Below are 12,878 nucleotides of genomic sequence, written 5' to 3'. Positions count from 1 at the left end.
CCCGCAGGGCTTCGTGCCTTGCGGGGATTTTTTTATGCCGGGGCCGGGCCAAGCTTGGGCTTGATGAAATCCATGAACGCGCGCGTCTTGGCCGGTTGGATGCTTGACGGGTACACCGCGTAGATCGAGATCGGGTCCACTGACCAGCCCGGCAGCACGCGGCGCAGCGAGTTGCGCTTGATGATCGGGTCCAGCGCCAGGCAGTTGGGCATGCGGGTGATGGCCAGGTCCAGGCCGGCAAGCGTGCCCGCGATGCTCATGTTGTTGGCCGCCAGATGGCCGCTGACCGGCACCACTTCGCTGACCGTGCCGTCGTGCAGCGTCCAGTGCGAATGCGCGTCGTCGATCGTGGTTCGCAGGCACTGGTGTTGCGTCAATTCGCCCGGTGTCCGGGGTTCGCCATGGCGTTGCAGGTAGCGCTCGGACGCATACAGGTAGTTGTCCAGGGACACCAGCTCCTGCACCACGGCGCCAACCGGGCGGCCGGCGTCGCCGCCATTGCCGTTACCGTTCCCGTTGCCATGGCCGACGTCCAGCGTCGTCGGCGAAATATCCCCATCGCGGCCAAACCGCAGCACCACGTCAAACGGCGTGCCTTGCGCGTCGGACGCCGTCATCATGCTCAGGTCGAATTCGCATTCGACGTCGGGGTACTGGTCGGTGAAGTCCTTGATGGTTTCGGGCAGCAGCCACATCGCCAGGCTGTACGGCATCGACACCCGCAGGTTGCCCGACGGGCCGCCGGACAGCGACAGCAACTGCTCGTGCGCCAGCCGGGCCTCGTCGATCAGGCCCTGGCAGCGGCGCATGTAGGCGGCGCCCGCTTCGGTCAGGTCCAGCCGCCGGGTGTTGCGGTTGATCAGCCGCAGGCCGATCGCGCGTTCCAGTTCGTTGATACGCCGCGACAGCGTGGACGTAGGCATGTCCAGCGCGCGCGCGGCCATGCTGAAGCTCTTGCGCTTGGCGACCTCTACAAACAAGGCAATGTCATTGAGCTGGACGGTCGAAGCTTCCATAGGCGTTCCGGATTTGGCCGCACGAGTTTACGCCACTCGCGCACGGCAGCGCTTGGTCAAAAGATCGCGATAAATTCGCCAACGCCGCGCCACAGCCGCGCGATATTGCCTAAAAATCGCATGGGTTGACAGATTTGATTGCAAATTTGAATGCCGTGGCATCGGTTCACGTTGGCATATCCCCTACACTTCAGGCGAAAACAGACAGACCAAGACCGCAGCGGTGGCACGGAGATCGCAAAGGGGCATAGCAGGCATGACCGATACACCAACGTTTTTCACCGTTCTAACGCCCACCTACAACCGGGCGGGTACGCTGCACCGGGTGTACGAATCGCTTTCCCGGCAGACATTCAGGGACTTCGAATGGGTCGTGGTGGACGACGGCTCCACCGACAACACCCACGAGTCCATCCTGGACTGGCAGACGCGCGCGGATTTTCCCATCCGCTACATCTGGCAGAACAACCAGCACAAGAAAACCGCCTTCAATCGGGGCGTGCGCGAAGCCAACGGCCAGATGATCGTCGGCCTGGACAGCGACGACGAAATGCCGCCCGACGCGCTGGCCATCTTCAAGGAAGCCTGGGAAGCCATCCCGCCCGCGCGCCGCGATTCCTATGTGGCCGTGACCGGGCTGTGCGCGCGGCCCGACGGCAGCATCGTCGGCGACCGCTATCCGCAAGACGTGTTCGACAGCACCGCCGTGGACGTGTACTTCCGCTATCGCATCAAGGGCGAGAAGTTCGGCTGTATGCGCACCGACATCCTGCGCAAATATCCTTTTCCGGAAGACGTGGCCGGCTTCGTGCCGGAAAGCCTGGTGTGGTGGGCGATCGCGCGCGCCGGCTATCTCAGCCGCTTCATCAACCGCGTGGTGCGCACGTACCACGACACCCCGGGCGGCTTGTCCCAAGGCGCGGTGTCGGTCAGCAACAACGCCCAGGGCCTGTACCTGCTGGCCTGGGACATGCTGCAACATCACCTGGAATTCTTCCGCTACCGCCCGCGCGAATTCATCATGGCGGCCGCGCGCTACACGCGCTTTCGGCTGCACCTGAAGCATTCGGGCGTGCCCACGGCAGTGGGCGCCTATCGGCTGACCAACCCCATGGCAAGCTTCATGGTCGCGGCGATGTGGCCGGTGGGCTATGCGCTGTACCGGCGGGATCGGCGGCGCGGCGTGGCCTAGACCGCCGTGGGGGCGGCGGGCACGGCAGGCGCGGACGCGCCATGCCCCAGGCCCAAATACACCTCGACCACGCGCGGGTCCACCGCCACCTCGGCGGCAGGCCCTTCCAGCGTGACGGCGCCCGTTTCCAGCACGTAGGCGTAGTCGGCCACTTGCAGCGCCGCGCGGGCGTTCTGTTCGATCAGCAGGATCGACACGCCCATCTCGCGCAGCCGCGCCACGATCTTGAACACTTCACGCACGATGCGCGGCGCCAGCCCCAGGCTGGGTTCGTCCAGCATCAGCAGGCGCGGCTTGGCCATCAACGCGCGTCCCACGGCCAGCATCTGGCGTTCACCACCCGACAGCGTGCCGGCCAGTTGCGCATGGCGTTCCTTCAGTCGCGGGAACAGCTCGTAAACTTCCGCCAGCGTTTTGTCCTGGTCGCGCAAGCCCGTGCGAAAACGGTGGAAGCCGCCCAGCATCAGGTTGTCGTGCACCGTCATTTCAGAAAACAGCTCGCGCTTTTCGGGCACCAGGTTCATGCCGGCCGCCACCATTTCCTCGATCTCGGCATGCTCCTGCGGCTTCCCGCCGAACACGATCTGGCCCGTGGAGGGCAGCACGCCCATGATGGCCGACAGCAAGGTGGTCTTGCCCGCGCCGTTGGGGCCGATCACGGTCACGATCTGGCCTTCGCCCACCGTCAGGCTCACGCCCGAGACCGCTTCGACCTTGTCGTACGCCACGCGCAAGTCGCGCACTTCCAGCAGATTCGTGCTCATCATTCCACTCCGCCCAGATAGGCCTCAAGCACCGCGGGGTTGTGCTGGATCTCGGCCGGCAAGCCCTCGGCGATTTTTTCGCCGAAGTCCATGACCACCACGCGATCCACCAAGCCCATCACGAAATCCATGTCGTGCTCGACCAGCAAGATGGCCATGCCTTCCGAACGCAGCTTCTTAAGCAGCTCGGCCAGTTCGCATTTTTCCTGATAGCGCAGCCCCGCCGCCGGCTCGTCCAGCAGCAGGAGGCAAGGGTCCGACGCCAGCGCCCGCGCGATTTCCAGAATGCGCTGCTGCCCCAAGGCCAGCGAACCGGCTTCGTCGAGCAGGTGCTTGCCCAGCCCCACGCGTTCGACCTGTCGCGCGGCCTCGGCCAGCAGGCGCGCTTCCTCGGCCCGGTCCAGGCGCCAGGCGGCCGGCAGCACGCCACGATGGCCGCGCAGGTGCGCGCCGATCGCCACGTTTTCCAGCACGCTCATGCGGCCCAACAGGCGCACATGCTGGAACGTGCGAGACAAACCCAGGCGCGCGATCTTGCGCGCACCGGCACCCGCCACCGATTGCCCCAGCAGCGTGACCTGGCCCGAGGTGGGCGTGTCCACGCCCGAAATCTGGTTGAACATCGTGCTCTTGCCCGCGCCGTTGGGGCCGATCAACGCCAGGATCTCACCGGCGCGTATCTCCAGGTTCATGGCGTTGTTGGCGACCAGGCCGCCGAACTTGCGCGTCACGTCCACCGCTTTCAACACCACCTCGCCGCGCGCCGGCATGGGCTTGCGCGGCAGGGGCTCGGCGTTCATGTCCACGCGGCGCACCGCTTTCTTCACGCGGATCCAGCGCGTCAGCACCGGCCACAGGCCGCTGCGGGCGCGGTGCAGCAACAGCACCATGCCGAAGCCGAACACGATGACTTCAAAGTTGCCCGTCTGCCCCAGCACCTTGGGCAACCAGTCTTGCAACCATTGCTTGGCCACCGTAAACACGCCGGCGCCCACCAGCGCGCCCCAGACCTGGCCCGCGCCGCCAATCACCGTCATGAACAGATATTCGATACCCATTTGCAGGCCGAACGGATTCGGGTTCACAAAGCGCTGCATGTGCGCGTACAGCCAGCCGGACGCGCAAGCCTGCAACGCCGCGATGATGAAGATCACCATGCGCGAGCGCGCCGTGTTCACGCCCATGGATTCGGCCATCACGCGGCCGCCCTTGAGCGCGCGGATGGCGCGGCCTTCGCGCGAATCCAGCAGGTTCTGCGTGGACCAGACGGCCACCATCAGAAACGCCCAGATCAGGTAATAGATGCTGCCGCCCTGGTTCAGCGTCCAGCCGAACAGGTTGATGGCCGGGATGTCAGGGATGCCGGTATGGCCGCCCAACCCTTCCACCGAGCCGAACGCAAAGTACAGCGACAGGCCCCAGGCGATGGTGCCCAGCGGCAGGAAGTGGCCCGACAGCTTCAGCGTGATCGCGCCCAGCAGGTAGGCGATGACCAGCGTCAGCAACAAGCCGGCCAGCAGCGTCAACCAGGGCGATGCGCCCAGCCAGGCCAGCCACGACGGCAGCGTGTCGGCGCGGGTAGTCAGCAGCGCCGTGGTGTAGGCGCCCACGCCCACGAAGGCCGCCTGGCCGAAGCTGGTCAGGCCGCCCACGCCGGTCAGCAGCACCAGGCCCAGCGCTACCAGCGCGTACAGGCCGATGTAGTTCAGCAGCGTGATATAGAACGGCGGCAGGGCCAGCGGCCCCAGCGCCAGCAGCGCCAGGAACGCGACGAGGATGATGCGGGGGTTCATTCGTCTTCTTCCTCGACGTGATGGCTTTTCAACGAGCGCCAGAGCAGCACGGGAATGATCAGCGTGAACACGATGATTTCCTTGTACGCGCTGGCCCAGAACGACGAGAACGCTTCGATCAGCCCGACCAGCACCGCGCCGGCCGCCGCCAAGGGGTAGCTGACCAGGCCGCCGATGATGGCGCCCACGAAGCCCTTCAGGCTGACCATGAAGCCCGAATCGAAATACATGGTGGTGATGGGGGCGATGAGTATGCCCGACACCGTGCCGATCAACGCGGCAAGAAAGAACGTGGCGCGCCCGGCGAAGATGGGCGAAATGCCCATCAGCCGCGCGCCCAGCCGGTTGAACGCCGCGGCGCGCAGCGCCTTGCCGTACATCGACCGTTCAAAGAACTGGTACAGCACCACGATCAGCACCGCCGACACCGCCACCACCCAAAGCGCCTGGCTGTTGACGTTGATGGGACCCAGCGCCAGGCTGGCGTCGGAAAAAGGCGCGGTGCGCGCGCCCTCGGCGCCGAACGCCAGCAGGCCCAGGCCCACCAGCGCAAGGTGCACGGCAATGGACACGATCAGCAGCACCAGCGTGGACGCCGAGGCAATCGGCTGATAGAACAGCCGATACAGCTGCGGCCCCATCGGCACCACCAGCAGCAGCGTCAACAACGCCTGCACGGCCATCGGCAGCTGCGCCAGCGGCAGTTGGTACAACAGCCCCGCCAGGATCAGCGGGTAGATCGCCTTGGCCGCGATGCGCCAAAGCCCGCGCGAGCGGCCCGGGCGCTTGGCCCGCGCCATCAGGTCGGCCACGGCTTCAGCCAGCGCGAAGGCCAGCAGCAGCCACACCAGCAGCACGGGCTTGCCGGCCTGGATGGCCGCCATGGTCAGCGCGCCGAAGGCGACGAACTCGCCCTGGGGGATGAACAGCACGCGGGTAACGGTAAAGACCAGCAGGATCGACAACGCCAACAACGCATAAATCGCGCCGTTGGTGATGCCGTCCTGCCCGAGTATCAAGGCGATCTGAGCATTCATGCGAAAAGGTCCAAGCCGTTACTTCACCAGCGTCCAGTTGCCGTCCTTGACGGTGATGAGCTCGCGGCCGCGATCATCGAAACCGCTGTGGTCGGCGGCGCTCATGTTGTAGACGCCTTGCGTGCCCACCAGCTCTTTGGTCTGTTCCAGCGCGTCGCGCAAGGCGCTGCGGAATTCCTTGGTGCCCGGCTTGCCGGCCTTCTCGGCAATCGGCACGGCCTTTTCCAGCAGCAGCCCGGCGTCGTAGACGTTGGCGCCGAAGGTGGCGGGCTTGGAACCGTTCAGCTTTTCGTACGCGGCGATGTAGTCGGTGGCGACTTTCTTGGACGGGTTGCTGTCCGGCATTTCCGGCAGCACCAGCATCAGGCTGGCGGCCAGCACCGTGCCTTCAACCTTCTTGCCGCCCAGTTTCAGGAAGTCGGGCAGCGCCGCGCCGTGGGTCTGGTAGAACTTGCCCTTGTAGCCCTGATCGAACAGCGTCGTCTGCGGCAGCACGCTGGCGGCGCCGGGGGCGGCCACCAGCACGGCGTCCGGCTTGGCGGCCAGGATCTTCAAGGCTTGGCCCGTGACCGAGCTGTCAAAGCGCAGATAGCGCTCGTTGGCAATGATCTTGATGCCTTTCTCGGTGGCCAGGCCCGAGAAGACCTTGTACCAATTCTCGCCATACGGATCGTTCAGGCCGATGAAGCCCACCGTCTTGATGCCGGTCTTGGCCATGTGGTCGACCAGCGCGCGCGCGATGATGTCGTCGTTCTGCGTGGTCTTGAACACCCACTTCTTCTGCTCGTTCATGGGCAGCACCACGGCCGCCGTGCCCACCGGCGCCAGCATCGGCACGCCGGCCTCGGCGGCGAACTGGATCACGCCCATGGCGTTGGGCGAACCCGACGGGCCGATCAACGCGTCCACGTTCTGTTCCGAAATCAGCTTCTTGAACGCCGTCACCGAGTTGGTGGAATCGCTGGCGTCGTCCAGCGAGACATATTCCACGGTCAGGTCGCCGATTTTCTTGGGCAGCAGCGGCACGGTGTTCTTCTGCGGAATGCCGACCAGTGCGGTCGGGCCGGTGGAAGACGTGACGACGCCCACTTTCATTTGCGCCAACGCGGGCAGGGCGAACAGGGCGGCAACGGCGGCGGCCGCGGCCAGGGGGAGTTTCTTCGACAGCATGGCAAAACCTCCGGATAGGGAGCAGGGTGGGGGTGCAGCTGAAAAGCGGAGAAAACGGGAACAGCGAAAATCTTGGGAATCGCGAGAATTACTTGTTGCTTAAAATTTCTAACCTGCAAGGATCAGCACTGTAGACGGGCTCTTGGTGCTTACCTATCCGTCAAAACCCGAAGCATGCATGGCGCAACGTCCACTAGATGGTGATGGAACTGACGCTGGCGCCGCCGCAGACGAACAGCGTCTGGCCGGTGACGAAGCTGTTGGCGGGGTCGGCAAAGAACATCACCGCGCGCGCCACGTCGTCGGAGCGGCCCAGGCGCTTGACCGGAATGCCGTTGGCCAGCTGCTTTTCCCGTTCGCTGCCGGGTTCGATCACTTCGTAGAACATGTCCGTCTGGATCGGGCCGGGGGCCACCACGTTCACCGTGATGCCATGGGGCGCCAGTTCCAGCGACCAGGTGCGCGCCATGCCCACCATGCCGGCCTTGGTGGCCGAATAGGCGGTGCGCGTGGGCAGGCCCAATGCGCCGCGCGACGACATCATCACGATGCGGCCGAAATGGCGTTCCTGCATGCCGGGCAGCGCCGCCTGCACCAGGCTGATCGCGGCGCCCAGGTGAATCTGCGTCAGGCCGTGCAGTTCTTCCTGCGTTACCTGGGGCAGCAGATTCGGCCAGATGACGCCCGCGTTGTGGATAACGTGGCTGATCGGAAAGCGGGACGCGGCCTCCTGGCCGGCCTGCGCGGTGGCGTCCGCATCCAGCAAGTCCACCTGCATGTTGTGCAGGCGCGGGTGAGTAAAGTCCGCCGCGCGGCGCGCCATTGAAATCACTTCATAGCCGGCGTCCAGCATGCTGCGGCAGATCTCGGCGCCTATGCCGGCGCTGCCGCCGGTGACCAGCGCTACGTATTGTTGTGTCATGCGTGTCCTTGGTTGGGTTGCCGTATAGGCCAGGTCCGGCGGGGCTCAGGCGCGGGGCGCCAGCGCCAGCACGCGCAGCGGGCTGCCCGAGCCGCTGCGGATCTTCAGCGGGGCCGAGAAAATCACGGCGCCGGTGGGCGGCAACTGGTCCAGGTTGGTCAGGCACTGCAAGCCGTAGCGGTTATTGCCGTGCATGTAGTAGTGGCAGGGGTAGGGCGGGTTCAGGTGGTGAGCTTGGCCGGCGTCGGTGCCCACCGATTCCGTGCCGAAGCCGTGCACATCGCGTTCCTTGATCAGCCACGGCACCACGTCGGCGTCCGGGCCGGGCGAGTGGGCGCCGTCTTCCTGCATGTTCAGGTATTCGACGGGCTTGGCGCGCTTGGACCAATCGGTGCGCATCAGCACCCACGACCGCGCGGGGATGCGGCCGTGCTTTTCCTCCCAGGCCTTGACGAAGTCGATGGTCAGCAGAAAGTCGGGGTTGTCGCGGGCCTCGGCGGAACAGTCGATCACGCACGCGCTGGCGATGAAGGCGTCGATGGGAATCGTGTCGACCGTGTTGTCGGGCTGGTCCTTGCCCGATACCCAGTGGGCGGGCGCGTCGAAGTGCGTGCCGGTGTGCTCGGAACACGAAAAATTGTTCCAGTACCAAGCCGGGCCGCGCTCGTCATAGCGCGAGATTTCTTCCATGCGGAACGGCCACGCCTGGCCGAATTCCGGCGGCAGGACGATGGTGGGAAATTCCGGCGTCAGCGTCTCGGTCAAGTCCACCAGGCCGATGCGGCCGGTGACAAGTTCCGTCATGAATTGGGCAAGAATGTTCTGGCTCATGCTGCGGCTCCTGGGGGTGGGCGCGTCGCTTGCGCGATGCGCCGGAGGGAATCTGGCGTGTTGTCTTGGGCAGTGGCGTGGCGGGCGCGGTCAGGCGCCCAGCTCGCGTTCCAGCCCCTTGGGGTTGTCGGCCAGGCGTGCGCGGAATTCCTGCGCCACGTCGCCCACATACACGTCTTCCACGCCGTCCTTCAGCGCGCGCACGATGGCGGCGGCGATGGCGGCGGGGGCCACGCGCGGCGGCGGCGTGCGCTGTTCCCATTCGTGGTCGACGGGGCCGGGAAACACGTTCACCACCCGCACGCCCGCGCCGCGCATTTCCGCGCGCAGGCATTGCGTCAGCGACAAGGCGGCGGCCTTCGATGCCGACCACATGCCGCGCGACGGCAGGTTCATGTGCGCGTAGATGGACAGCACGTTGACCCAGGCGGTGGCGTTGTTGACGCCGTCGGCGGCGCGGCCGCACAGGGCAGGGCCGAAGCTCTGCGCCAGGCGCATCAGCCCCAGCACGTTCACGTCCATGGCGTCGCGCGCGGTGTTTACGTCCTTGCGATGGAGCAGGCCGCCTTCGCGTTCCAGATCGGCCGTGTTCACCAGGATTTCCACCTTGCCGCCGATTGAGGCGGCAAGCCGATCCACGGAATCGGAATCCGTCACGTCCAGGACCACCAATTGCACGCGCGGGTCTTGCGCCAGCGCGTCAAAGGCGGCGTCGCGCTTCCAGGCCTGCGCATCGCCCAGGAACACCGTGGGGCAGCCTGCGTCCAGCAGGGCGCGCGCCACGGCCTGGCCCACGGCGGTCTTGCCGTCGGTGACCAGCGCGCGGCGGAACTTCGGGTCGCACGAGGTTTCGCGCAGCGTCTTGTCGTCTTCCATGTTGGGCGTATTCCTTTCAGGCAGGGCGATCATCACGGCTTGGCCGCTGCGGTCCAGCTTCAGCGCCAGCCGCACGCGGGCGCCGTCGGCGCAGTCCTGGTGCACGTGCGCCACGACGGAGGGGCCGGCGTCCATCACCACCGTGCCCACGCGCCACGGCAGGCGTTCGCGGAAGTACAGGTCGTTGCTGTGATGCAGCGTGGTGCTGACCAGCAACGTGCCGTTGGGGTCGGCCGGCCGCCAGGGCAGGTGTTCGGACAGGCAGTGGCCGCACACTTCGCGCGGCGGATATTGCACCGCGCCGCAATCGGCGCAGGTCTGCAAATCGAAGCGGCCTTCGGCGGCGGCGGCCGTCAGGCCCAGCGCCGCGCGGCTGCGCGAGCCGGGCGGCAAGGTGGGCTGGCGGGTGCGCGCAACCGGATTCTTCCGGGGCGGCTTGGCTAGCGGCTCGGTCATGCGTCGCTCCTTGCCAGGATGGCCGCGGCGGTGCACAGGCCGCGGTCGTAATTGATCATGCCGAAACCGCTGACCATGCCAACGCGCGCGTCGGCCACTTGCGTGCCGCCCGCCGTGCCGGTCAATTGGCGCAGCGCTTCGACCATGCCCAGGTAGCCGCCCGCCGCGCCCGCCTGGCCCACCGACAGCTGGCCGCCGTTGGTGTTGAAGGGGAAGCTGCCGTCCACGGTGAAGGTGTGGGCGCGGACGAATTCCGGCGCGTCGCCCTTGTTGCAAAAGCCCAGGTCTTCGATCTGCATCAGGTTGATGACGGGGTAGTCGTCATAGGCTTGCAGGAAGTCCATGTCGGCCGGCGTGGCGTTGGCCTGGCCGTACAGTTCGTCCACGTCCATGGTCCAGCCACCGCGCGTCTGGATGGGGTCTTCGATCCAGGCGTTGTGGCGTTCGATGGTGGACAGGATGCGGGCATAGGGCAGGTTCAAGGCGCGGGCCTGGTCTTCACGCATGACGAGGAACGCGTCGGCGCCCGCGCAAGGCATCACGCAGTCGAACAGATGGATGGGGTCGGTAATGACGCGCGCGTCCAGATACTGTTGCAGGCTCAGCGGCTTTTTCATCAGCGCGTGCGGGTAGCGCAAGGCGTTGTCGCGCTGCGCCACGCACAGCTTGCCGAAATCCTCGCGCGTGGCGCCGGTGGTGCGCATGTAATGCGCCGTCAGCAGCGCGAAGCTGGCGTTGGGGCCGCCCGCGCCATAGGGGTAGACGGCGTCTTGCGCAAAGCGGGAAAACTGGCTGACGGTATTGCGAAACGAGTCCACGTGGTTGGTGTCGCCGGCGATGCAGGCCACGATGTTCGCGTCGCCCGCCTGCACCGCGCGGGCCGCGCGGCGCAAGGCGGCCACGCCGCTGGCGCCGCCCATGGGGATGTGGTCCAGCCAGCGCGGGCTCATGCCCAGGTGCTGGACCAGGCCGACGGCGGTGTCCGGCGCCAACGTAAAGCTGGACACGCACAGGCCGTCCACGTCCTGCTTGGCCACGCCGGATTGCCGGATCAGCGCGCCCAGCGCGCGGCCCAGCCACCAGTGGGCGGCATGCGTGGAATAACGTTCGTACGGGATGGTGACGGGCAGGGCCGCCACGATGCCGTCATAGCCCAGGCGGCTCATTGGGCAGACTCCTGGCGGTCGGGCGCCTGGCGCTTTTTCATGGCGTTGGTGTCGATGCAGCGCGCCGTGCCGGGCAAGGTCGGCGCCAGCGTTTTCATTTCGCCGCGCTGGATCTTGTTGGTGGTGGTCAGCGGCAGGCTGTCCACAAAGGCCACATAGCCGGGCGCTTTGTAATAGGCCAGCTGTTGCAGGCACCACTGCACGATATCGCGCGCGGCCTCGGCCATGGCGGCGTCGTCAGCGGGCAGGGCTTCGGGCACGACGCAGGCCAGCACTTCGTCGCCGCGCACCGGGTCGGGCACGGCGGCCACGGCCACCGCCTTGACCAGCGGGTGCTGCATCAGCACGCTTTCCACTTCCACGGCCGAGATGTTTTCGCCGCTGCGGCGGATCACGTTTTTCTTGCGATCCACGAAGCGCAGCGCGCCGTCGGCTTCGCGGCGCACGATGTCGCCCGTATGGAACCAGCCGTCTTGCCAGGCCTCGTCGGTGGCGGCCTCGTCTTTCAGGTAGCCGGCGAAGAAGCCGTAGCGCGGGTCGTCGCCGGCGTGCCGCACCAGCAGTTCGCCGTGTTCGCCCACGGCGGCGGGCTGGCCCGCGTCCGTCACGATGCGCACCTGCACGTCGTCTTCTTCGCGGCCAAAGCTGCTGGTGCCGACGTGGCGCGGTTCGTGGTTGGCGATGATGACGGCGCCCGCGCCGGTTTCGGTCATGGCCCAGGCTTCCAGCAAGGGAAAGCCGAAGCGCGCTTCAAACGGCGCATGCAGCTTGCGGTCCACGCCCGCGCCAAAGCCGAAGCGGATGGCGGGTTGCAGGTCGCGGTCGGACGGCGGCGCCTTCATCAGTATGGCGGGCATCACGCCCAGGTAATGCAGCACGGTGGCGCCGGCCTCGCGCACGCTGTCCCACCACGTCTTGGGGTGGAAGCGGTCTAGCGGAATCAGGCAGCCGCCGGTCAGCACCATGGCCATGGCGGAATACGCCATGGCGTTCATGTGCACCAGCGGCAGCGGCGTCAGCATGCGTTCCTGGCCGGGGCGCAGCGTTGCCAGCCCGCCGATGCGCGCATACCAGCCGCCCGCGTGCAGGAAATAGCGGTTGGGCAGGATGCAACCCTTGGGGCGGCCGGTCGTGCCGGACGTGTACAGCAGGGCGCATTCGGTCAGCTCGGTGGGCGCGGTGTCGGCCAGCGGCGCGGTGAAGGGGGCGGGCGGCGGTGCATCGTCGGGGCCCATCACACCCAAGGGGCGGCCCGCGCGTTCGGCGGCGGCCAGCAAATCGGCGTGGCGGGTGGGCAGGGCAACGGCCAGGGCGATCTCGGAATGGCCGGTCAGGTATTCGAGTTCGGCCGCGCGCAGGTCCGGGTTGATCGGCACCACCGACACGCCCAGCGCGTTCAAGGCGAACCAATGCAGGAAGAAGGCGGGGCGATTTTCCAGCAGCAGCCCCACGCGGTGGCCGTGGCCGTAGCCGGCCGCCGCATAGGCGGCGCGCAGCGTTTCAATGGCGTCGGCCGCGCGGCCATACGACAGTTCGCCGGCGTCTATGCCATAGACCTGGGCCGTTTCCGGCAGGATGCACAGAAAGGGCTGCGCGCGGTAGCGCGAAGCGGTGTCGGCAAATGCCTGGTGGACGGTGGTGCTCACAAGCCGCTC

The 12,878-nt window shown here is 66.5% G+C and carries 11 protein-coding genes; 1 reads left to right on the top strand and 10 read right to left on the bottom strand.

Annotated features, from left to right (window positions below; all coding sequences use genetic code 11):
• Positions 1–32: 32 nt before the first annotated feature.
• Complete coding sequence (locus AC0Z35_RS17730; RefSeq protein WP_120153971.1) at positions 33–1,016, bottom strand: LysR family transcriptional regulator; 984 nt, start codon at positions 1,014–1,016, stop codon at positions 33–35.
• 256 nt (positions 1,017–1,272) lie between these two features.
• On the opposite strand from AC0Z35_RS17730, the gene AC0Z35_RS17725 reads away from it, so the two are divergent.
• Positions 1,273–2,208 carry a glycosyltransferase family 2 protein gene (locus tag AC0Z35_RS17725; protein ID WP_485132210.1) on the top strand — a complete coding sequence of 312 codons (936 nt, stop codon included), beginning with the start codon at positions 1,273–1,275 and terminating at the stop codon, positions 2,206–2,208.
• Here the strand turns inward: AC0Z35_RS17725 and AC0Z35_RS17720 are convergent.
• The 9 genes from AC0Z35_RS17720 to AC0Z35_RS17680 form a co-directional block, all read right to left on the bottom strand.
• Entirely contained in the window at positions 2,205–2,972 is a 768-nt protein-coding gene (locus AC0Z35_RS17720) for an ABC transporter ATP-binding protein (RefSeq protein ID WP_046803519.1), read from the bottom strand. The genes AC0Z35_RS17725 and AC0Z35_RS17720 overlap by 4 nt on opposite strands.
• The gene (locus AC0Z35_RS17715; RefSeq protein WP_485132211.1) at positions 2,972–4,765 is read right to left on the bottom strand and encodes a branched-chain amino acid ABC transporter ATP-binding protein/permease; all 1,794 of its coding nucleotides are present in this window, start codon (positions 4,763–4,765) and stop codon (positions 2,972–2,974) included. The genes AC0Z35_RS17720 and AC0Z35_RS17715 overlap by 1 nt, the downstream gene beginning before the upstream one ends.
• On the bottom strand, positions 4,762–5,802 hold the full coding sequence (locus AC0Z35_RS17710) for a branched-chain amino acid ABC transporter permease (RefSeq protein ID WP_046803517.1): 1,041 nt from the start codon (positions 5,800–5,802) through the stop codon (positions 4,762–4,764). Before AC0Z35_RS17710 ends, AC0Z35_RS17715 begins: the two co-directional genes overlap by 4 nt.
• 18 nt (positions 5,803–5,820) lie before the next feature.
• On the bottom strand, positions 5,821–6,972 hold the full coding sequence (locus tag AC0Z35_RS17705; RefSeq protein WP_046803516.1) for an ABC transporter substrate-binding protein: 1,152 nt from the start codon (positions 6,970–6,972) through the stop codon (positions 5,821–5,823).
• 193 nt (positions 6,973–7,165) lie between these two features.
• Positions 7,166–7,894 (bottom strand): SDR family NAD(P)-dependent oxidoreductase, encoded by a 729-nt coding sequence (locus AC0Z35_RS17700; RefSeq protein WP_485132212.1) that lies wholly within the window; start codon positions 7,892–7,894, stop codon positions 7,166–7,168.
• Positions 7,895–7,939: 45 nt separating this feature from the next.
• Positions 7,940–8,725 carry a cyclase family protein gene (locus AC0Z35_RS17695; RefSeq protein ID WP_046803514.1) on the bottom strand — a complete coding sequence of 262 codons (786 nt, stop codon included), beginning with the start codon at positions 8,723–8,725 and terminating at the stop codon, positions 7,940–7,942.
• 90 nt (positions 8,726–8,815) lie between these two features.
• Complete coding sequence (locus tag AC0Z35_RS17690; RefSeq protein ID WP_485132213.1) at positions 8,816–10,057, bottom strand: SDR family NAD(P)-dependent oxidoreductase; 1,242 nt, start codon at positions 10,055–10,057, stop codon at positions 8,816–8,818.
• Positions 10,054–11,223, bottom strand: a complete 1,170-nt coding sequence (locus tag AC0Z35_RS17685; RefSeq protein ID WP_046803512.1) for a thiolase family protein — start codon at positions 11,221–11,223, stop codon at positions 10,054–10,056. The genes AC0Z35_RS17690 and AC0Z35_RS17685 overlap by 4 nt, the downstream gene beginning before the upstream one ends.
• Positions 11,220–12,869, bottom strand: coding sequence for an AMP-binding protein (locus AC0Z35_RS17680; protein ID WP_485132214.1), 1,650 nt, complete (start codon positions 12,867–12,869; stop codon positions 11,220–11,222). The genes AC0Z35_RS17685 and AC0Z35_RS17680 overlap by 4 nt, the downstream gene beginning before the upstream one ends.
• Positions 12,870–12,878 lie beyond the last annotated feature (9 nt).

The sequence above is a fragment of the Achromobacter sp. 1L-A-4-B-C2 genome, from assembly GCF_057291955.1.
The sequence above is the reverse complement of the archived record's forward strand: the minus strand, read 5'-3'. Positions and strand labels throughout refer to the sequence as shown.